The 21,432-nt window shown below is 31.9% G+C and carries 17 protein-coding genes; 8 read left to right on the top strand and 9 right to left on the bottom strand.

All coding sequences use genetic code 11. The features are described from left to right. Nucleotides 1–35 precede the first annotated feature (35 nt). Nucleotides 36–608: a hypothetical protein gene (locus ACE193_RS02915; protein WP_375561524.1), complete on the top strand. Its 573-nt coding sequence runs from the start codon at nt 36–38 to the stop codon at nt 606–608. On the opposite strand, the gene ACE193_RS02910 is transcribed toward ACE193_RS02915, so the two are convergent. The 7 genes from ACE193_RS02910 to ACE193_RS02880 form a co-directional block, all read right to left on the bottom strand. Continuing rightward, complete coding sequence (locus ACE193_RS02910; protein WP_375561523.1) at nt 609–3,980, bottom strand: AAA domain-containing protein; 3,372 nt, start codon at nt 3,978–3,980, stop codon at nt 609–611. Between the two features lie 405 nt (nt 3,981–4,385). Beyond that, a complete protein-coding gene (locus ACE193_RS02905; protein ID WP_375558619.1) occupies nt 4,386–4,826 on the bottom strand; it encodes a transposase family protein in 441 nt (146 codons plus the stop codon). Then, nucleotides 4,780–5,322: a transposase family protein gene (locus ACE193_RS02900; protein WP_375558620.1), complete on the bottom strand. Its 543-nt coding sequence runs from the start codon at nt 5,320–5,322 to the stop codon at nt 4,780–4,782. Before ACE193_RS02900 ends, ACE193_RS02905 begins: the two co-directional genes overlap by 47 nt. A 36-nt stretch (nt 5,323–5,358) precedes the next feature. After that, the gene (locus ACE193_RS02895) at nt 5,359–5,571 is read right to left on the bottom strand and encodes a hypothetical protein (RefSeq protein ID WP_375561522.1); all 213 of its coding nucleotides are present in this window, start codon (nt 5,569–5,571) and stop codon (nt 5,359–5,361) included. A gap of 6 nt (nt 5,572–5,577) precedes the next feature. Beyond that, nucleotides 5,578–5,976 carry a hypothetical protein gene (locus ACE193_RS02890; RefSeq protein ID WP_375561521.1) on the bottom strand — a complete coding sequence of 133 codons (399 nt, stop codon included), beginning with the start codon at nt 5,974–5,976 and terminating at the stop codon, nt 5,578–5,580. Nucleotides 5,977–6,065: 89 nt separating this feature from the next. After that, nucleotides 6,066–6,587, bottom strand: a complete 522-nt coding sequence (locus tag ACE193_RS02885; RefSeq protein ID WP_375561520.1) for a hypothetical protein — start codon at nt 6,585–6,587, stop codon at nt 6,066–6,068. Between the two features lie 154 nt (nt 6,588–6,741). Next, entirely contained in the window at nt 6,742–7,149 is a 408-nt protein-coding gene (locus tag ACE193_RS02880) for a hypothetical protein (protein ID WP_375561519.1), read from the bottom strand. Nucleotides 7,150–7,204: 55 nt separating this feature from the next. Between ACE193_RS02880 and ACE193_RS02875 the strand changes: the two genes are divergently transcribed. Next, nucleotides 7,205–7,807: a transposase gene (locus tag ACE193_RS02875; RefSeq protein WP_375561518.1), complete on the top strand. Its 603-nt coding sequence runs from the start codon at nt 7,205–7,207 to the stop codon at nt 7,805–7,807. A gap of 233 nt (nt 7,808–8,040) precedes the next feature. Then, nucleotides 8,041–8,661: a hypothetical protein gene (locus ACE193_RS02870; protein WP_375561517.1), complete on the top strand. Its 621-nt coding sequence runs from the start codon at nt 8,041–8,043 to the stop codon at nt 8,659–8,661. An 83-nt stretch (nt 8,662–8,744) separates the two neighbouring features. On the opposite strand, the gene ACE193_RS02865 is transcribed toward ACE193_RS02870, so the two are convergent. After that, the gene (locus ACE193_RS02865) at nt 8,745–12,011 is read right to left on the bottom strand and encodes a COR domain-containing protein (protein WP_375561516.1); all 3,267 of its coding nucleotides are present in this window, start codon (nt 12,009–12,011) and stop codon (nt 8,745–8,747) included. 355 nt (nt 12,012–12,366) lie between these two features. Here ACE193_RS02865 and mnmG point away from each other — a divergent pair, with 355 nt between their 5' ends. The 4 genes from mnmG (at nt 12,367) to ACE193_RS02845 (ending at nt 16,291) form a co-directional block, all read left to right on the top strand. Next, nucleotides 12,367–14,268 (top strand): tRNA uridine-5-carboxymethylaminomethyl(34) synthesis enzyme MnmG, encoded by a 1,902-nt coding sequence (gene mnmG, locus ACE193_RS02860; RefSeq protein WP_375561515.1) that lies wholly within the window; start codon nt 12,367–12,369, stop codon nt 14,266–14,268. A 215-nt stretch (nt 14,269–14,483) separates the two neighbouring features. After that, entirely contained in the window at nt 14,484–15,200 is a 717-nt protein-coding gene (locus ACE193_RS02855) for a DUF4476 domain-containing protein (protein WP_375561514.1), read from the top strand. A gap of 191 nt (nt 15,201–15,391) precedes the next feature. Further along, a complete protein-coding gene (locus ACE193_RS02850) occupies nt 15,392–15,853 on the top strand; it encodes a hypothetical protein (RefSeq protein WP_375561513.1) in 462 nt (153 codons plus the stop codon). Nucleotides 15,854–15,874: 21 nt separating this feature from the next. Continuing rightward, a complete protein-coding gene (locus tag ACE193_RS02845; RefSeq protein ID WP_375561512.1) occupies nt 15,875–16,291 on the top strand; it encodes a hypothetical protein in 417 nt (138 codons plus the stop codon). Between the two features lie 103 nt (nt 16,292–16,394). Here ACE193_RS02845 and ACE193_RS02840 read toward each other — a convergent pair whose 3' ends face one another. Next, nucleotides 16,395–17,900 carry a glycine--tRNA ligase gene (locus ACE193_RS02840; RefSeq protein WP_375561511.1) on the bottom strand — a complete coding sequence of 502 codons (1,506 nt, stop codon included), beginning with the start codon at nt 17,898–17,900 and terminating at the stop codon, nt 16,395–16,397. A 233-nt stretch (nt 17,901–18,133) separates the two neighbouring features. Between ACE193_RS02840 and ACE193_RS02835 the strand changes: the two genes are divergently transcribed. Then, nucleotides 18,134–21,430, top strand: a complete 3,297-nt coding sequence (locus tag ACE193_RS02835) for a two-component regulator propeller domain-containing protein (protein ID WP_375561510.1) — start codon at nt 18,134–18,136, stop codon at nt 21,428–21,430. Nucleotides 21,431–21,432 lie beyond the last annotated feature (2 nt).

The raw sequence follows: 21,432 nt of genomic DNA, 5'->3' as shown, positions 1-21,432 counted from the left end.
AGATAGTTTTTCAAATTCAGAAATTAATTTACAAAATGAACACAAATGCAATATATAGTTTCCGTGTAAACCGAAATAATGAAACTGGTATTTCAGTACAATACTTTGACAAAAATATTACTAAAGGTAGTTTTCAAATCAGTTTAGACTCTTCTCCTCAAATTACTGTAATACAAATAGAAGATGTTACTCTACTAGAAAAGGTAACAAATGAAGAATATTTCAAAAGACTTTTGAGAGATATTCGTTCTCAAGATACTTACACAAGAGATGCAGCAGCTTTTATACTCTCAGGTTTCATAGAATTTTCATCAAATACTATAGATTTTGATATTATAAAGGAAGGAATAGAAATTGTAATTGCACAGATTAGTGTAGAAAAACAATATGAAATAGCACATTATTTAGCTGCTAGTATTTTTGAATATATTTGGTTAGAAAAGTTAACCTCCCAAGAAGAACGACAATTTATTATTCGTCTATCCAACATCGATGCTGACAATTTGTATGGATATTTAAATAATGATGATGAATATTTAGAAATACCAGAAGTTCAGGCTTATATAGAAAGAACAGAGAAAAGGTGGAGTGAACAAAATAAACCTTAATCAAATAACAATCTTCTCCTTTTCCACCCACTCCAAAAACTTCCCATAAAATTTCCCAGTCTTCAAAACTGCTGGATTACCTAGCAAAATCAACTGTTCTTTGGCACGACTAAGCGCAACATTTAGTTTTTTATCAACGGTTTGTTTTGCATTCAATGACTCCAAAAAGCGCATTTGTGCAGCGTGATTTGTTGCCATTGACAAAATAATAATTTTTCGCTCACTTCCTTGATAGCGTTCTACGGTATCGACGGTTATTACTTTTCTTAGATTTTCGTCTAATCGCTGATAAATTTGTGCAATTTGCGCTCGGTAGGGCGTAATTACTCCGACAGTTTCTTCATCAAAATCATCTCCAAAAATTCGGTGTATGGTGCGTAAAAGTTCGACTACTCTGTCGGCTTCTTCGCTATGAAATTTTGTTCCTTTTTCGGATTTGGTAGGAATAAATAAAACTCTTTTTTGTGCTAAGAATTTCTCTAGTTCGTCTTCTGAATTTGGATTGTAATAACTCAATTTCTCAAACTGTCTTTCACTTCCTGCTTTTAGTGTTTTATAAAATTCTGTACTGATAAACTCGGCAATATCTTGGTGCGTTCGATATTGTGTCGAAAGCATTGCTACACATTTATTCCAATTTCGTTTTTCGGCATTTTCTACCAAACGCTCAAAAACAGACTGACTCAAATCTTCAATTCCAATCTCATGCAACAACGGACTTTTAGCTTGACTTAATTTTGAAGGCTGCGTAACAACGGCAGGAAGTTGTTTTTCATCTCCAATCAAAATAAAACGTTTAAATTTTGGCAAAATTCCACACAAATGAGGTTCTAAAAGTTGTGAAGCCTCATCGACGATAAGTGTATCAAAAGTCAGTTTTCCTCCATTTGGGTCATCTCTATTTAAGATTCGAAGATTTGAATAAAAGGAAGAAACCGTCGAAACAAAAACTCTTGACGTATGAATTTTGGCTTTTAGTTCGTCCAAACTTTTTGAGGCTTTCAAACTGTTTTCAAAGAAAACACTATCTTCTCTTACATTTCCCAAACGCACAAAATCATCTCCACAAACGAGTTTTACTTTTTGGCAAATTTCGTCTGTTGCACGGTTTGTAAAAGCTAAAAGAACGACAATTTGGTCAGTTTCATTGTAGAGATAATCGACCATATTTTTGAGCATAGCCGACGTTTTTCCAGTTCCAGGAGGACCTTGTAACAGGAAATAATCTTTTGCAGAAAGCGCACAATTAAAGATTTCGTTTTGTTCTTCGCTCAGTCCTTTTTCTGTGTAATCTACTTTAAAATTCTCATCAAAACGAGGTTTTTGTTTTCCGTAAATAATTCCTTTTTTGTGATTATCAGCTCCCAAAAACTCGGCTAATGATGCGCTAAGGTCGTTAAAAGTACGTTCCATTAAGTTAGGTTCGATGCCCCATTTTGGATAGGATTCGAAAAATGCTTGGTTGATATGCTTACTCCAAATCTTGACAATTACTTTTTCTGACGAGATTTCTTCAATATTTCCCTTCAAAATTTGATAATGTAGCGCAGAATGAGGTTTTGTTCCTTCTTTTTCTTCTTCTATTGGATAAATTACAATAATATCGCCTGTTCTGAAAGAAGTAATCGATTGATTTTCTGGGCGTTTCAGAGTTAATAACGTTTCTTTTTTGTCCCATTCTTCATAAATCAATTCATTTAATAAAGAAAAATTATTACTTTTTTCGGTGGGTGTATTTCTCCAAAGACTTGCAAAACCCTGTACTGGCTCTGTTCCTGCCATTCCTCCTACCTTTGCAAACATTGCCTCACGCATCACAAGGGCAATAAATTCGATAAAATAAGCTCTATCCAACTGACTTGCTTTTTGCCATTTATCATTAAAATCTACTGCTTTATCTCTGTCAAAAAAAGCAGGATTTGACATTTCGACAGACTTCAATAAATTATCAAAAACTTTTACACTTCCATTTGCAATCCACATATCCATCGAAACAATTCTGTTTCTAATTTCCATAGCCGTTTGTTTGTCAAAGTCAAGACTTCCACAATCTCGCAAACCATTTTGAGAATCACTAGAATATAAAAGCGCACTAATTCCTGTTCGTTTTTCGAAAGTGCTATCAATCAAAAGGTTATAACAAGCGACTTGTATCAAATCATTTTTCCAACCATTCGAAATATTCATATCAGGAGCTTTCGAACTCTTTAATTCTATAATATCTTTTCGCTCTCTTAATTCTGTTTCTCTGTGTTCGACAAGCAAATCGATACGTCCTTGTAATCCATATTTACTAGAAATAAAAGTTGGTTCTGTCGTCAGTAAATTTTCAAAATAGGGACTGATATGTTTCTGAACTACAAAAAAATGTTCTTTTAACTGTCGGCTAATTTCTTTTAGTTTGTCTTTATCGATAAAGGCAGCATCGATACTATTTTCTATAAAAGCATCTTTGTAGGACTCTGCAAAAGTAGTTTCTGGATTTTCTACCAATTTATCTAAAAGTTCGTTGATTACTTTTCCTCTAAATGTTCCCTCATTTCCTGCAAAAAATTCAAGTTTTGAAAGTAGATACAAATAAGGTGTTTGTCCTTTAAAGGTTTTGCATTTTGCAATAGCAGAAGCATCAACCAAATAATCTGGATTCAAGATAATGAGCGATTTATCGGTACTGACAAATTGATTTTCTCCTATCAATTCCAAATTTGTAACACTGACAGGTTGATAAGGCATCAAACGAGGAATTTCTCTACTTAAATTATGCTGATGAAAAATAGTGTTTTTCTTGGAATAATAATGAACATCAGCTACTGAAATGCTAATCATTCCATGTTCTTCTGTAAAAAGTTGGAAAGAAGCCGTACCACGTCCTTTGTCATCATAAATAATTTCAGTGTCTTTTTCTTGCACTGTTCCGAAAATTCTACCGACTTTTTGCTCTGCTTCTTCTTTAAAAGCTAGGCTAATTAGTTCTTCATTTTCGTAGTTACTTTTTAATAATTGAGGAGCATCTTCTGTTGCAAAAATTTGAACCAAACGAGTAAGCAAGGACAAAGCCGTCAGAAATTGAACTTCTGAAGGATTAAAAAAGACTTGTAAACTATTCTTTCTTAAGAGTCTTCGTAACCCTTGCAACTCACTTTCCCATTCAGTTCCCAACCCATACGCCTGACACACAAAATGAAGTTTTGCATACCAACCAGTAAAAATCTGCTGCTCTCTATCTTCTGTCAGATTATTTAAAAGACTCAAAAAAGCGACATACAAACGTTGTAAACGCTGTTTTGGAGTTTCTTCGCCTTTGGTAGATAAATGTTGAAGTTGGTCGTAATAATACTGCGTTTCTAGTGCGTTGAGAATGGTTTTTCGCATAATGTTTTCCTGTAGTTCAGACATCTTGTCTGAACAAAATGACTATAAGTTTTTTTAAAACAACAGACTGGAAGTCTGTTATACAATTAGTATCGAAGTTACTCTATTTTTTAGATTCTTGCAAAAAATTTGAGCACGATTAATTCTTGCATTTTTATTTTACTTCCAATATTTTGAAAATTCTTTTTCTACACTCTTGTTTAATTCTATTATTATTCCTCTAAAATATATAGAACTTATAGTCTTTTGATAAAAGTATGGTTTTCTGTTTATATCATTGTATTCATAATTATTTCCAATTAATTTCCAATAGAAGGTTATATTTTCTTTTTTATAGTTTGCTCTTATGATAAAATCATCAAAATTTTCTGTCAGACTAATATGTTTACTAAATAATAGACTTTATTACGATAATTTTTGATAGGTTATTCTTGTCTTTACCCTTAAATTATGAATACCACACGCAATTTCCATGACTTGGTCTCTTACCTCTTCTCCCCACAATCGGATTTCATCTAAGACAATTCTAAGTCTTTTTACTCCTGCTATGCTGTGTTCTGCACGTACTCTACGACTAGACTTTTTACTATTTTCAGCCTTGTCCTGCTCCGATAATTCTTTTCCTCTAGGCTTTTTTTTGGGTTGCTCAATAAGGACACCTTTAGGTCTATGACCTTGATAACCAGTATCTTGATGAAGAATAGTTCCCTCAGGAAAGGTAATATCATCTTCTTCTAATAAACGTTTATCGTGTACTTTTCCTGTTTCTGTATCTCCTAAAAAAACTACCTCTTGATGTTTATCTGTAACTAAAGTATTTTTTATAGTGTGCTTTTTTTTTTCCACTATATACTTCTTTTTGAGCTTTGTAATCGGAGGGACGAGGAATTTCACGTTCGCTTCCATCTACCCATAACTCTAAGGCTTTACCTGCTTCTTCAACACGATCTGCAAGTTTTATTGTCCATTCCGATTCATTTCTTGCAGGCAATACATTAATTTTTCTTAAACTTTCTTTTAAAATGGGAAGAAGGCTGTTAATCCATTGATTAACTTTTCCTTGAGAAACATCAAAAGTAAGAGCTAAAGATTCCTGTAAAGGGTTGTTTTTCAAGTAGTAAAGGATAAAAAAAAGTTTCATTTCACTACCTTTTAGTTGTATTTTTGCGTGTTCTCGGAAGGTGGGCTTATTTCTAGCCTTTCCTTTGAGGTCATAATACATATAATGTTTTTCCCAAAGTGGAGAAAAAGTAGCTAATAACTCATCAAACTCTTTGATAGTCAAGCTAGTAAGAGCCATAAAAGGCTTTTCTTTTTTACGTAAGTTAGGTAAATCAATCATAAAGTAAGGATAAAATGACCGCTAATATAATAAAATTTACGTTTTAAAGTCTAATAGATTATAACTATTCTCTTTCATAATTCTTAAACAATTAATAAAAGAACCCATCATTATTTCCTCTTGAATAGCTCCTAAGGGATTATTATTTATCCATATTCTAGTATTTCCGTATAAACGATTACTACTAGTTAAACGAAGTTTTACTTCTATAGCAAACTTAGACTTTTCTCCTATGATTTTTGTTTTCATATATTTCTATTTTTTAATTACTACACTTGGTTCTTTAATATATTGTGAATACCAGTAAATAATAGAACCTATAAATGTTTCCAGTTTGTTTTTTGATTTTACATATAAAGCTCTCATTTTTACTCTTCCATTAACTAGCATATCATTAGAAAAAGGATTTTCAGCATATTCAGATAGATATTCATTCTTAAATTTGAAATCATCTTTCCACCAAGATTGAGGTTCTGAGGAAATGATATTTTCTTTATTCAAAAAAGTAATCTTATAAGAAAACCAAAACATATCTTCAAAATTAGCTTCACTTAATTTTGCTATTACTTGTCCATTTAATTCGACAAGCCAAATGGAATCTCTACCATAATTAGATAAAGCTATTTTTTTGACTCGTGTTAGAAATTTTCTCATTGAAATAATTTTTGTCCTAAACTAACTCAAAAAAAGCTATCAAATTTCATTAAAATTTGATAGCTTTTTACTTTTTATACAAAAAAATCTTATTGTCTTTCGAACGTATAAGTTCCGTTTACATCAAGTGTTTGAGTAGTACCTTGCTCCTCAACCTCTTGAGTGTGATTCCATTCTACTTTTAAAGTATTACCACTATTTTCTAAGACAGTAAGCGTGTTTGTTTCACCTCCACTAGAAATAATAATTTGGTCACCATCTTGACTCCAAGTACCAGCACCTACAAATCCTACAGCATCATAACGCTGTTCAATAGACTGTCCAAAGAAACTTGTAGTCAGAATAATACTATAATCACCACTTGTGGTGTAATTCATATTATTATCGAATTGCATTTCTAAATCCATATCTACGCCTTCTCCTTCGAAATCTGCTTCAAATTCAACTCCTTGTTGTGATGCTGTAGTAGTTCCAGTATAATCTATTTCAGTAACTTTCCAAGTTCCGATAATACCATCTCCAGAAGGAGTAGTGTTTTCATCATCATCATTTCCACAAGCTGATAAAAAAGAGATAAGCGCAAATACAAATACGAATTTTAATAATTTCATAATGAATATAAATTTTGTTTTAGTTAATTTAACTGCAAATATATTACATTTTTTTTGAAATCAATTATAACTTAGGAATGATTACGAATTAAATATTACGACATGCAAAAGCAGCGAAGCTAATTACGAATGTAATGCATTGAATACCAATAATTTATTGTTTGTGATTTTTTTCCTCTTCTAAAAGCTCATTTATCCATTTTAGAGCTTCTTCTTTATTCTCACAAATTTTGATTTTACTAGGATAAGATATAATTAGAAAAACAGCTTTTGCGAGTGTTCTTTTGATAAAAGAAGGAGCTATTACTGCCAATCCGATTGCTTTATTCTCAATTTCTTCTTTATTTTTTCGTATGTCTTTTGCTTGCAAATCACGGTATTTGGATTGCACATATTCTACTTTCGAAATATCATATATCATAGCATACCTATTCCATTCAAATGCTTTGTGAGATTGTAGTGTATATTCTTCAAAATTTTTATCATTAAAGTCATTTCCTGTAAAAGTTACAAAAACAAACGGTTTTTCAAATTCAAAAATAGCTATTGATTTATTTTTCATAACTGATGTTACGCAATTTTCACAAATATATAAAAAAAAAGCGTTAATTTCGTACATGAATACCCTACTTGATTTTTATACAGACTATTTGATTAGTAGCACTAGTCAAACTAGTGCAACAGGTTTATCCAATTTATTGGATAATGAAATTAGTCATGATGATGTCACTCGTTTTTTGAGTGGCTTCGATTTTGATAATAAAACTCTTTGGCAATGGACAAATATTAAATTATTAGCATTACCTAATAATGCTCCTGTAAAAGTTTGGCTAAAAGGTATGAATTTTCCTGTTCTTTTAGTTAAACAAATCTTCACAAACGAAGAAAATATAAAAACTGGAGATAGATTTTTGGTAAGTAACGATTTTAGTCTGACCTATGAAAACTTCGTTACAATCTACAAAAAAAGGTGGGGAGTAGAAGAATATCACAAAAGTTTAAAGCAAAATGTAGGAATTGCAAAATCTCCAACTCGTAAAGTAAAAACACAAACAAATCATATGTATTGTGCTATTCAAGCATATATTAAGTTGGAAAAATTGCAAATTCAAACACAACTAAATTACTTCCAAATAAAAGCTAAGATTTATATTAAAGCTCTAAAAGCAGCATACCAAGAGTTGATAAACATTAAAACTAAAAGCACTGCTGTTGCGTAACATTAGTTAATTAGCAAAAAAGACTAAGTACTGCGTAACATAAGTTTTGCAATGTTTTTTTATATTAAAAATAACGGTGCTTGTAGGTTAAAGGCTTGCCTTTGACTATATTTTAGTGCGTTTGAACCGTCATTGAGGAAAAAAACAAAATGTAAAGTAATTTACGTTACACGGTACTAAGTTATCGTATTTTTATAGGATGATTTTATAAAAATAGTATAATCCAAAAAGTTATGCTATACACACAATTCAACGCAAGAGAACTCTCTAAAAAATTTGGTATTCAATTTAAAGCCACACATTTTTTTGATACAAAAGATTTACCTATTGTTCAGCCTACTTCTTGGATTGTTGAAGCGATAGAAAAAGCTATGAAAATAGGTTTTAGTTCTGAAAAATCACGTTCGGAGCATATTGTTTCGCCTATTTTGATGGAACTTAGTTTGATGAATAACGAAGGTTTTACGATTTATTCGGGAATGAATTTGAATGTAGATGAAACAACGGGACTGAATGGAGAATGTGATTTTATGCTTTCCTTTAGCAAAATTCAAGATTTTGTAGTTGCTCCTATTTTTGCGATTATGGAAGTCAAAAAACAAGATATTGAAAGTGGTACTATTCAATGTGCTGCCCAACTTATTGCAGCCAATTTATTAAATCAAGAAGAAGGGCATCATTTCAAAACGCTGTTTGGGTGTAGCACAACAGGAACAGAATGGCGTTTTCTAAAATTGGAAAATAATGTAATTACGCTAGATACAGAACGTTATTTTATTACCAATCTAACAAAATTGATGAGCGTTTTGCAGTTTATTTTGAATGAGAGTGAGAAGGAAATGGTGGGAAACTAAAACTAGACCGTCGTTTAGGCTTATAGCCGTAAACGAGGTTTCATTTACCTAAACGACGGCTTCAGTCCTCGTTTACGGTGGAATTACTTCAAACTATCCACAGCATCATCAATCTCTTGTGCTAGTTTTTTAAAGTATTTGTTCAATAATCTAGCTTGAGGTTTTGGAATATCAGCTAAATCTTCAAACGGCATTAAATCATTGATTTCATTCAAATCTTCGATATCATACTCATTCTTGTAAGTTTTGAAAAGCTGCATCTTTTTCAATATTTCATTATTTCCAAAACTACAATCTCTCAACAAAATAGGAACAATCAAATAATCTTCATTCTCTTGTTTATCTAACATTATTGTTAATTCCTCTCCTGTACAATATTCAGAAGCCAAAAAATCTGGACTTACCAATAAAATACCAATTGTTGATTCATTCAATGCGTCTTGAATTTCTTTATCCCAATCATCTCCTACTTTAAGTTCTACATCAGACCAAATAGTTTCGTAATCATTTTTTGCTCCTTGCAAATACACTTTCAAACGATTTTCCATAGTTTGACGTAGTTTACGGTCATAACTACAATAAGAAATAAATATTTTCAATGGCTTTTTTTCATTCATAACAGTAGTGTTTTTTTTGTTTTTGGCTTCCTCAATAAGTGAATTTTTATCTTCTTCTTGCTGTTTTGGGTGTTGGTCTTGCTTTACATTTGATTTTTGAGCTAACCTAAACTTTTCAGCAAAATCTTTTACTTTTAGAAGTTTATCATTTTGCGTTCTGATATTGCTTTCGTAATTACCATCCTTTATTTGCTCTAATAGTTTTTTGCCTTCTACAAAACCCTCTCCATCAAGCGAATAAAAAAACGTTACCTTTTCAGAAGGATTAGTTTGTGAACCTTCATCTAAAATTTTATTGAGTTCTTTTAGTATTGCTTCCAAAAGCTCATAGTTTTCAGTAGAAATATTGACTTCTTTCTTTTCTCTATCAAAAGTAATTAAGGCTTCTGTATCTCCAAAGGCTTGACTTTCTATACGGATTCCATCTTTCCATAACTCGTTTTCTCCACTCAAACGTCCTAAACGACTCAAAAAACGCTCTGCAATTCCTTTATGGAAAAAAGCAGGTTTGTAAATTATATAAAAACTATTGTCCTTTTCCCACTTCGTAACAAAACGGCTTGGCTCTTCCAAATAATGAGGAACAATAAAAGTAGGATTTTCTAATTCTCTATAATTTTGCTGTTCCTTACAAAAACAAATTTCAGAACTAACCATAAAATCAATAAAGGTTTTGGCTTCTGTTTTTGAGTAGTTTTTTTCAAGCCAAAAACTTTCTAAATCTTCGTATTCTAGTTTTCCTTTTGCTCTTTTGGCTATACTTTTTGGTTTTAAGGCTTCATAAATGGCTTCTATTGCCCACGTCTGATTGAGAATAATATTGTTTGATAATTGTGTATCATAATACAAAAAGCCTGTTCGATGTAAAAAAGTAAGAACCGTTTCGGCTTCTGATTCTTCTATTTCATAGTTGGCACATTCTTTCAAATAATCTTCTTTTGAAATTTCGTTTTTCTTATCTTCTTCATTTTCTCTTAATTTCCTTAAATCATCACGAAGAAACGACCATTTTTCAGGAATTTTTGTTTCTACCCTATCTGAAAGTTTATCCTTTATAGCTTTTCTAATGGCTTTATTTAGCTCTTCAACTCCTATTTTTTCCTTAGCCGAAAATGGTAAATATTCTTCTATAATATTGTCTTTGTATTTTTCATTCCAACCAAGCATTTTTTGTTCTCTTATTTTATCTTGGTCTTGTTCACTTTCCTTATCAATCTGACTATGCACCAAAATTATAGGACTATCAATAGCCAAATCTTGTGCATAATCTAACCAATAATTCAAATCTTGACGGATTTCTTCTTTTTGTTCGTCCGTTTCCAATGTCCAAACAATAATATAAACAGCATCTTTGTCTAAAAAAAGACGATGCGTTCCATGATAAACTTCTTGTCCTCCAAAATCCCAAATGTTCAAGTTTATTTCTTCATTTCCTTCTAACTTGAAATCTTCCTTTCTCTCTATTGCAACTCCTTCTGTACGTTTACTAACATCTATTTGTATTTCTGTTTCCCAATCGCCAGTAGGATTCAAAAAACGCTTCAAAAGCGTACTTTTCCCTACCATTCCATTACCTAAAATGACTACTTTTATTTCTTTGTTTGGAACAAAATCTTGATTTTGGTAGTAGTTTCTTAGGTCTTGGAGGCAGTTGTCTGATGGGTGACTTCCTAATAGTTCTTTTGGTAGATAAGGAATATTATTATCATATAAATCAAGCCCCTTTAATTTCTCCTTTTGTATTATCTTTATAATATCTTTTGCGTTTGAAATTGGATTAGAATTTAGACTTAAATATTTTAAGTCTAACTCTGTAATAAAAGAAATATCTGAAACTTGATTATCACTAATATTCAAATCAAGCACTTTTTTTAGTTCTGATAAAACTGAAATATTTGATATTTTATTCTTAGATAAATTTAGAGAAGCAAGTTTATTTAATTTTGATAAAGCTGAAATATCTGATATTTGATTATAATCAAGATTTAAATTAATTAGTTCTTCTAATTCTGATAGAGAAGAAATATCGGATATATTATTATGACTGAGTTTCAAATACTTTATTTTTTTTAATTTTGATAAAGCTGAAATATCTGATATTTGATTATAATCAAGGTTCAATCGTATTAAACCTTTTAGGTTTTTTAAAAAAGAGTAATCTGAACATATGTTATCACTAAGATGCAAGCTAGTTAAGTTCGTCAAACTAGACAAACAGGAAAAATCTAAAATTTGATTGCCACCTACAGATAGTCTTTCTAGGTTTATTAAGTTAGACAAAGGAGAAATATCTAATATTTGATTCCAACTAAGCTCTAAATTAGTTAGATTTATCAAGTTAGATAATGAGGAAAGGTCTGAAATGTAGTTACCAAAAATATTTAAATCAGTTAAGCTTCTTAAGCTGGATAAAGAAGAAATATCAAAAATACCATTCTCAATGAAACGCAAGTGCGTTAATTGTGTTAGTTCAGATAAATAAGAAATGTCTATTCCTTCATTCCAACTAAAATCTAAATAAAGTAAATTCGCAAAATTAGATAAAAAAGAAATGTCTGATGTGCAGTAATTATTAAATTTCAATCCTACTATTTCATTATATTCATTAATAGCATAACTTGTCGAACCTGAATCAAATAACTCTTCTTGTGTTTCAAATCTCTCAAATTTACAATGAAGCTGTTCCTCAAGCCACAAAACCTGTTCTGGTTTATTTACTTTTTTCTTATCCATTAACTGTATTTTTAGATTTTTTGTGAGCTAATAAAGAACGCAACTATTTTTATCAAAACAAAATGGTTTTTGGTGTTTTTTATTGGTAAACTAACCGTCGTTTAGGCTTTTAGCCGTAAACGAGGATTTACATACCTAAACGACGGCTAGAAGCCTCGTTTACGGTTGGCAAAACATAATTCCTTAAAAATCAAGGAACTAAAAATTAGTAAAAAACGCTACATTATTGTAATTTTGTATATTCAATTACGAATTACGAATTAAAAATTACGAATTGAAAAGACAACATGAGTAATTAACTGATTATAAAAAGTACAGTCGCACAGTTGTGCGTCTAAATGACAACTGAAAATATATGTACGACGTAATAATAGTGGGCGCAGGACACGCAGGTTGTGAAGCAGCCCACACAGCAGCCACATTAGGCTCAAAAGTTTTGTTAGTAACAATGAATATGCACACGATTGCTCAAATGAGTTGTAACCCTGCTATGGGAGGCGTTGCAAAGGGTCAAATCGTGCGAGAAATAGATGCTTTAGGTGGAATGTCTGGAATAATTACAGACAAAACAATGATACAATTCCGAATGCTCAACCGTTCGAAAGGTGCTGCAATGTGGAGTCCACGTTGTCAGAGCGACCGAATGCGTTTTGCAGAAGAATGGCGAACAGCTTTAGAAAACAATAAAAATATTGACCTTTGGCAAGAAATGGTCGAAGGTTTGGTGGTGCGTGATGGACGAGTTTGTGGAGTAAGAACGCAATTAGGAATTGAGTTTGAAGGAAAAACTGTAATCCTTACCAACGGAACTTTCCTAAACGGACTTATTCATATTGGAGAAAAACAATTTGGAGGAGGACGTGCAGGCGAGCGAGCAGCCACAGGAATTACAGGACAATTAGTAGAATTAGGTTTTGAGGCTGGTAGAATGAAAACAGGAACGCCACCACGAGTAGATGGCAGAACTATTAATTACGAAGCCATCGAAGAACAAAAGGGCGACGAAAATCCTTCAAAATTTTCGTATTCTGATGAAACGACCTCTTTAGTAAATCAAAGAAGTTGTTATATCACTTATACCAATCCAAAAGTTCATGAGATTTTGCAAACTGGTTTTGAGAAATCGCCTATGTTTGCAGGACGTATAAAAGGATTGGGACCAAGATATTGTCCTTCGATTGAGGATAAAATTGTTCGTTTTTCGGAGCGTGACAGACACCAAATTTTTGTAGAACCAGAAGGTTGGGATACTGTAGAAGTGTATGTAAATGGTTTTTCGACTTCGCTTCCGTATGAAGTTCAGCAAAAAGCATTAAATCAAATTGTAGGTTTTGAGAAAGCAAAAATGTTTCGTCCCGGATATGCAATTGAATATGATTTTTTCCAACCCACACAATTAAAGGAAACTTTAGAAACAAAACGCATTGAAAATCTGTATTTTGCAGGTCAAATCAATGGCACAACAGGCTATGAAGAAGCTGCTTGTCAGGGACTTATGGCAGGAATAAACGCCCATCAAAAAGCACATGAAAAAGAAGCCTTTACGCTTTCTCGTTCTGATGCTTATATTGGTGTTTTGATTGATGATTTGATTCATAAAGGCACAGATGAGCCGTACAGAATGTTTACTTCAAGAGCCGAATATCGTATTTTGTTACGTCAAGATAATGCTGATGTTCGTCTTACTCAAAAAGGTTTTGATTTGGGATTAGCTTCTGAAACTCGTCTTCAAAAAATGAAACAAAAAGAAGAAGAAGTAAAAGAAGTTATTAAAGTTTTGTCTAAAAGAAGTCTTGAGTTAGAAGATGCAAATCCTGTTTTGGCAGCATTAGGAACTTCTGAATTAAAGCAGAAAGTAAAATCGATTGATGTTTTGAAGCGTCCACAAGTTCAGCTTTCTGATTTGGGTAAAATGGACAGCGAAATCGCTAATTTGTTAGAAAAATATTCTGTTTCTGATTCAGAAAATGGAAGCAGTACAAACAATAGGAATAATGAAGAGATTTTGGAACAAGCCGAAATTCAAGTCAAATATTCTGAATATGTAGAGAAAGAACAAAAGCTAGTTGAGAAAATGCACCGTTTGGAAGGACTTCATTTATTTGATGGTCTTGATTATCATTCTATGCCTTCACTTTCTATGGAAGCACGTAAAAAACTAACTCAAATTCAGCCTCGCACATTAGGACAAGCATCACGAATTAGTGGAATTAGTCCTTCTGATATTTCTGTTTTGATGGTTTATTTGAATAGGTAAATACTGTAACTGATTAGCGAGTGATTTGTATGATTCTTATGATGAATGAAGATAAATACAAATTACTTTTTAGAAAATGAAAAAGCCTATTAGATTTTTATAATCTGATAGGCTTTTTTGTGTTTACTAATAGGAGTAGAGGTAACAACAAATAGGTTTAGTTTTTGTCTTATGGATTCATTATTAATCCATAAACTATTATAAAAATCCTATCTATGAAAACTTATTTATCTTCTTTTTCCTTTATTGTATATCTTGTGTTATTTAGTCATTTTTCTCTTGCTCAGAATACTAATTGTACAAAAGCATTGTCTGATTATTTATTTCAGAGTAAAAAGAATTTTATTGAAAGGCAAAGTATTCAAAAATCTAAATTAGAGGCTGCACTAAAATTAAGTAAAGAGAACTGCCTAAGTACAGCTCAAATCAAATTAATCATTTCGTTATTTACAGGAGATTTAGAGAGGCTTTTAGTTGCAAAAAACGCATATAATTCTAGTATTGATAAAGAAAACTTTCATCAAATCTACGATACTTTTTCTACTTTTTCTAGTGCTATTTTGTTATATGATTTTGTAAAAAGCAAAGAATCTCATCATCCTTCTAGTTCCCATTCGTCAAACATTCATTCTACTTATTTTATAAGTACTGAAGAATTGCAAGAAATAAAAGAATTGATGAAATCTGAATCTATCGACAGTCGGAAAAATGACAAAATAAAAAAGATTTTGAAGAAATATCCTCCTTGTTTTTCTATAAATCAAATTAAGGAACTAATGAATCTGTATAGTTTTAGTAGTTACAAATTAGAGTTTACAAAAATTATGTATCAATATGTACTACCAAATGATAAAAGAAGGTACTATCTAATAGCTGAGGAATTTTCCTATTTTGATAAACAAGAACTATTAGAATATATAGAGGATAATTAGTCAATTTGAAAATAAAGAAGCCTATTAGAGTTATAGAATCTGATAGGCTGCTTTGTGGTTTTGGTAAATCCAGAATTGAAATGTTAAATTTCAGTTTTTTTATATTTAATTGCAGCAAAATTTGTACTTTTAGAGTATTAGTAAAAAAGACAATCTAATTATCTACTTCAATAACTGCAATTCATTCTACTATGAAAAATCAAAAAGCATTTCATTTCAATCTAAAATCAATACTTTATCTTTCCTTATTAGGAACTGTTTTATCATTTTCGGCTTTTTCTTGTGAGGTATATGAGCCTTTGGAAATTAGAATCGAAAATAAAACAGGTTATGATTTGACAGAAATTAGAGCTGATAAGCTAGAAATTTCATCTTTGAGAAGTGGGCAGATTTCAAATTATACATCTTTAGAAGATTTTAGGTATTTAAGAGGTGTTTCGGTAGTAGTAAGTGAGAAATTTAAGCGAGGTTTAAGTAGTGAGTATAAAGAAATAAATCATTGGGGTTGGTGTGGAACAGGATTAACCGATGAGGATTATAAGCGAATGGATCAAGCTAGTAAAGCTGATGTGCTAAAATCAGGAAAACATACATTTGTTCTCACTATTGAAAAAGGAGTAGATGGTGAAATTCTCTATTTTGAAAAAAAATAAATACGATTAAATAAACCTATTATGAATATTCAAAAAATAGCTCATTTCAACTTAAAATCAATACTTCACCTTTCCTTATTAGGAATTGTTTTATCGTTTTCTGCTTTTTCTTGTGAGGTGTATGAACCTTTGGAAATTAAAATTGAAAACAAGACAGGGTATGATTTGACAGACATCAAAATTGATGAAGTAAGTATTTCATCATTAAAAAATGGCGCAACATCAAACTATATTTCTACAAAAGATTTTGAATATATGAAATCTATCTCTGCAAAAGTAAAAGGCAAATTTGAAAAAGAATTAAGCAGTTTTGGAACTGATTCAGGTCTTTGGTGTGGTTGGGGAAAATATCCTACTAAAGAATCTGGCAAACATAGTTTTGTTATCATCTTATACAACAATGATGGCAGAGAATCACTCGGTTTTGAGGAGAAATAAAGTAAATAAAAAGCTAAAAACATCCATAAAATAAAAAACTTCAATCAAACTATTTTAGAAATAGCTGATTGAAGTTTTTTGTTTTCCTTTGGTTAGAAGGAATCTAAACCAATTTCTCCAAAATTCTACTCATAGAACATTCATAAAGTAGTTTTGCTTTCAGTTCTGAAATAGGAATACGGATTTGTTCCATTGTATCACGATAACGAAGTGTAACTGTATTGTCTTCCAACGTATCGTGGTCGACAGTAACACAAAACGGAGTTCCGACAACATCTTGACGAGCATAACGCTTTCCGATAGAAGCACTTTCTTCATAAAATGTTTCTAAATCCAAACTCAATTCTTTCAAAATTTCTTGTGCTTTTTCTGGTAGTCCGTCTTTTTTGGTAAGAGGAAAAACAGCAACTTTTGTTGGTGCAAGTGGCGCAGGAAAAGAAAGAACAATACGTTTTTCGACGTTACCTTTGTCATTTGTAGATTCAATTTCTTGATAGGCATTGCTCATCACAGACAAAAACAAACGGTCAAGACCGATAGAAGTTTCGATGACATAAGGAATATAATTTTCCTTTGCTTGTGCATCGTGGAAACGTAATTTTTTCTTAGAATATTCTTCGTGTTGCTTCAAATCAAAGTCTGTACGAGAATGAATTCCTTCCATTTCCTTCCAACCAATTGGATAATTAAATTCTATATCTTCGGCTGCATCAGCATAGTGAGCTAATTTGTCATGAACGTGAAAACGAAGTTTTTCGGCAGGTGTTCCGATAGCCAAATGCCATTTATGACGATTTTCTTTCCATTTATCAAACCATTCTTTTTGTGTCCCTGGTTTAATAAAAAATTGCATTTCCATTTGAGTAAATTCACGCATACGCATGATAAACTGACGAGCTACAATTTCATTTCTAAATGCTTTACCAACTTGTGCAATACCAAAAGGAGGTTGTAAACGGCTTGTTTTCTGAACATTTAGGTAATTTACAAAAATACCTTGTGCAGTTTCTGGACGAAGATAAACTTGACTAGATTCGTTATCTACCGAACCAATTTGAGTAGAAAACATCAAATTAAACTGACGTACTTCTGTCCAATTTGCAGTTCCTGAAATTGGACAAGTAATATTTTCTTCGACAATCAAATTATGAACTCCTTCTAAATCTTCTTTCTTCAAAAGGTCATTCATTTTATTTACCAAAGCCTGTGCTTTTTCTTTATCGCCTTCTTTTTCATACTGTTCTGCTCGGTCTTCAATGATTTGGTCAGCACGATAACGTTTTTGAGAATCTTTGTTATCAATCATTGGGTCATTAAAACCTTCGATGTGTCCAGACGCTTGCCACGTCGTTGGGTGCATAAAAATAGCTGCATCAATTCCGACGATATTATCATTCAAACGTGTCATGGCAAGCCACCAAGCCTGTTGAAGGTTGTTACGAAGAGCAGAACCATTTTGTCCGTAATCATAAACAGCTTGCAAACCGTCATAGATTTCAGACGATTGAAATACAAAGCCGTATTCTTTACAATGTGAAATTATTTTTTGAAAAACCTCATTTTCTGGGCTTCCCTTTTTTTTCTTATTTTTTTTTGCCGTGCTTTCCATGAAAGTCTTTTTAGATATATGATTTAATAATTTTTTCGATAGAATAGACAAAGATAAGGATTCTATATGAAATCATTTGAACAAAAGAAAAACAAAGTCTATCAATTTAATAAAGCCAAAACTTCTTTGAAACGTTTTTTTTGCTAATTTATCGAAAAAACGCTTAACAACGTGCAAGAATTGAGAAATAATTTATACATTAGAGTACCCAAATTTATCTAAAATTGTAATTTATGAATTTTTCTTTATCAAAAACACTACTATTTTTTAGTTGTTGTATTTGCATTTTCTTGTTGTATTTTACTTCCTCACAGGCTCAAAATCCTCATTTTCGTACTTATACTATACAAGAAGGTTTGCCACAAAGTTCTGTTTATTCTCTTCTTTTGGATAATCAATCCAAGCTTTGGGTAGGAACGCAGGGAGGAGTAGCTTCTTTTGATGGGCAAGAATTTACGACCTATACACAAAAAGAAGGGCTAGGAGATAATCATGTAACTACAATTTATCAAGATAATCAAAATCAGATTTGGGTAGGACATCGTTATACAGGAATTTCTCTCAAACAAGGAAATACATTTATAAATTTTGCTTCTGATACCATAAAAGCTGTAAATTCTATCTTACGAGTAGAAAATGATAAGCTTTGTGTAGCCACAAATACAGGTCTTTTTTTGGTAGATGCAATTACTGGAAAGCTACTTTCTCATCATTTTCAAACTAATTTTATCAGTCAGGTTTTTACAGAAAATGATGAAACATTTGCTGTGGGAATAAATGGGTTACATAAATTAAACACTACCAATCAAATACCAAAACTTGATTCACTTCTTTCTCCCTTCAATCTCAACTCACAGGCAGCAGGATTTTCTGATGTCAAATTTATAGATAAAAATACACTTTGGGTAGCTACAGGAAATGAATTATTCAAAATTTCACTAGAAAGAGCGCAGAAAGCTACTGTTTTAGAAAAATATACAGTCAATGAAATTCCTCTTTTGAATGGAATAAACTCTCTCAAGTTAGCTAATGATAAAAGTATTTGGGTAGCTACAAATGGAGGAGTTGTTCATATAAAAAACAAAGAAATAGAAACTTTTACCACTCAAAACGGACTAGCAGGGGCGCAAGTAGTTACTATCGAACAAGACCATGAAGGACAAGTTTGGATAGGAACACACTTGGGAAAAGGACTTTCACTTTTTCTAGGACGTTATTTCGAAAAGATAAAACAAGCTGAAGACGAAATCATTTTTGCAACCACAACGGATAATCAAGGAGGAGTTTGGACAGGTACACTGAAAGGTTTATATCGTTACACATTTACAAATAAAGCTCAAAGTAATATTGCGAATGTAGAACAAATAAATATTTTTCCAAATACATCAATTACGTCACTTTATACAGATTCAAGAGGTTTGGTCTGGATAGGTGCGAGAGGAAAATTGGCGAGTTACAATCCTCAAACCAAACAAATTTCAGATTATTCAAAATTGATAAATGGCAATCCAAATGCGCCTATTATTTCAATCAATGAAGACAAAACAAATCAGATTTGGGTTTCAGTTTTTAGACAAAAATGTGTTCGTTTAACTATGCAAGGACAAAAAGCTGTTTCTACTCAAGATTTTACAACCAATGAAGGACTTGTCAGTAATGTAATTTGGACTTTGTATAAAGACAAAAAAGGTGATTTATGGTTTGGAAGTAATGATAATGGACTTTCACGCTATGATGGGACAAAATTTCATTCACTTACCAAAAATGAAGGTTTACCTCACAATCGCCCTGCTGCCATTACCGAAGATGAAGATGGTAATTTATGGTTTGGAAGTATTGGAGGTGGAATTTTCAAGTATGATGGAAAAGATTTCAAAGTTTATACAACTAAAGAAGGTATCAGCTCTGATAATCCCTATTTGATTCAAGGAGATGCCTTAGGAAATATTTGGATAGGTACAAATGATGGTGTAAACTGCCTAAATCCAAAAACAAATGAAGTAAAAAAATATAGTTTTAAAGAAGGTTTTACAGGAATGGAAACGAATCAGAATTCAGTTTTTAGAGATAAAAATGATAATCTTTGGTTTGGTACAATCAATGGACTTATGAAATGTAACCCTACTTTATTTGAAAAAAATGATACTCCTCCACCTATTTTCTTAGAAAATGTTCAATTATTTTTGAGAGATACCATTCAAATCAATAATCAAGAATTAGCTTACAATAAAAATTATTTGACTTTCAATTTTATAGGAATCAGCTACAAAAACCCTAAAGATTTACGTTATCAATACCGTTTGACAGGGTTAGATACAGAATGGTCTCCACCAACAACCATAAATTCAGCAACTTATACCAGTCTTCCTGATGGAAAATATAATTTTGAAGCTCGTGCTATTAATGCTGACGGTGTGGTTTCTCAAGAATTTGCAACTACTTCATTTGTAATCAGTCCAGCTTTTTGGAATCGTCTTTGGTTTCAAATTTTGGCTGGTATTGTTGTTTGTTTTGTAGTTTGGGGAGGACATAATTTGCGTATGCAAAAAATTAAAAATGATAAATTACATTTAGAAAAAATCGTAGAAATTCGTACTGAAGAAATCAATGCTCAAAAAGAAGAGATAGAAGCTACAAATGGTTCATTATTAGAAAGAAATGCTGAAATTATGCAGCAAAAAGAAGAGATTTTGGCACAGCGAGATGATATTAGTTTACAAGCAGAACAACTTTCAACCATTTATTTAGAAGCTGATAAACAGAACAAAAAAATTGGGCAAAGTATTCGGTATGCAAAGCGCATTCAACAAGCTATGTTGCCTTCAGAAAGATTATTATTGAAGCTTTTACCAAATCACTTTGTGTATTATCAGCCAAAAGATGTGGTAAGTGGAGATTCGTATTGGATAGGAAAAACGGATGAAAAAACTCTTATTGCAGGGATTGATTGTACAGGACACGGCGTACCAGGGGCTATTATGGCGATGGCTGCCAACTCTGCGCTCACTCAAATAATTGAAGCAGAGGGAGAATGGCAACCTCACAAAGTTTTGAGTAGATTGCATACACTTATTCGTCAGAGTTTATCACAATCTGAAAATAATATTAAAGATGGAATGGATATTATTTTGTGTGCTTTTGATAATGATAAAGTTGAAAATAAACAAGTCTATTTTGCAGGTGCAAAACGTCCTTTTATTTATGTTCAAGATAAAAAACTTCATTCTGTAAAAGGCGATCGTCATTCTATTGGAGGTAAAGAAGAAGATATAGAGTTTACATTGCACACTCTGTCTTTAGATTCAGACACAACATTTTATCTTACTTCTGATGGCTATCAAGACCAATTTGGAGGAAAAGAGAATAAAAAACTGGGAAGACACGATTTTTATGAAATGATTAAAGAAGTAGCTCCTCAACCTTTAGACAAGCAGAAAGAATACTTTACAGATTTTATGGGAAAATGGAAAGAAGAAGGGAATGAAGACCAAATTGACGACCAACTTATTTTAGGTTTTAAGTGGAGTTAGAA

This window comes from Bernardetia aquimarina (assembly GCF_042180575.1).
GTDB lineage: Bacteria > Bacteroidota > Bacteroidia > Cytophagales > Bernardetiaceae > Bernardetia.
Note: the sequence above shows the minus strand (reverse complement) of the source record. Positions and strands in the feature narration are given on the sequence as shown.

Coding starts and splice junctions, on each gene's coding strand:
- ACE193_RS02845 (WP_375561512.1), top strand. CDS start 15,875: ATGAATATTCAAAAAATAGCTCATTTCAACTTAAAATCAATACTTCAC.
- ACE193_RS02850 (WP_375561513.1), top strand. CDS start 15,392: ATGAAAAATCAAAAAGCATTTCATTTCAATCTAAAATCAATACTTTAT.
- ACE193_RS02890 (WP_375561521.1), bottom strand. CDS start 5,976: ATGAGAAAATTTCTAACACGAGTCAAAAAAATAGCTTTATCTAATTAT.
- ACE193_RS02855 (WP_375561514.1), top strand. CDS start 14,484: ATGAAAACTTATTTATCTTCTTTTTCCTTTATTGTATATCTTGTGTTA.
- ACE193_RS02840 (WP_375561511.1), bottom strand. CDS start 17,900: ATGGAAAGCACGGCAAAAAAAAATAAGAAAAAAAAGGGAAGCCCAGAA.
- ACE193_RS02900 (WP_375558620.1), bottom strand. CDS start 5,322: ATGATTGATTTACCTAACTTACGTAAAAAAGAAAAGCCTTTTATGGCT.
- ACE193_RS02835 (WP_375561510.1), top strand. CDS start 18,134: ATGAATTTTTCTTTATCAAAAACACTACTATTTTTTAGTTGTTGTATT.
- ACE193_RS02880 (WP_375561519.1), bottom strand. CDS start 7,149: ATGAAAAATAAATCAATAGCTATTTTTGAATTTGAAAAACCGTTTGTT.
- ACE193_RS02885 (WP_375561520.1), bottom strand. CDS start 6,587: ATGAAATTATTAAAATTCGTATTTGTATTTGCGCTTATCTCTTTTTTA.
- ACE193_RS02865 (WP_375561516.1), bottom strand. CDS start 12,011: ATGGATAAGAAAAAAGTAAATAAACCAGAACAGGTTTTGTGGCTTGAG.
- ACE193_RS02910 (WP_375561523.1), bottom strand. CDS start 3,980: ATGCGAAAAACCATTCTCAACGCACTAGAAACGCAGTATTATTACGAC.
- ACE193_RS02875 (WP_375561518.1), top strand. CDS start 7,205: ATGAATACCCTACTTGATTTTTATACAGACTATTTGATTAGTAGCACT.
- ACE193_RS02915 (WP_375561524.1), top strand. CDS start 36: ATGAACACAAATGCAATATATAGTTTCCGTGTAAACCGAAATAATGAA.
- ACE193_RS02870 (WP_375561517.1), top strand. CDS start 8,041: ATGCTATACACACAATTCAACGCAAGAGAACTCTCTAAAAAATTTGGT.
- mnmG (WP_375561515.1), top strand. CDS start 12,367: ATGTACGACGTAATAATAGTGGGCGCAGGACACGCAGGTTGTGAAGCA.
- ACE193_RS02895 (WP_375561522.1), bottom strand. CDS start 5,571: ATGAAAACAAAAATCATAGGAGAAAAGTCTAAGTTTGCTATAGAAGTA.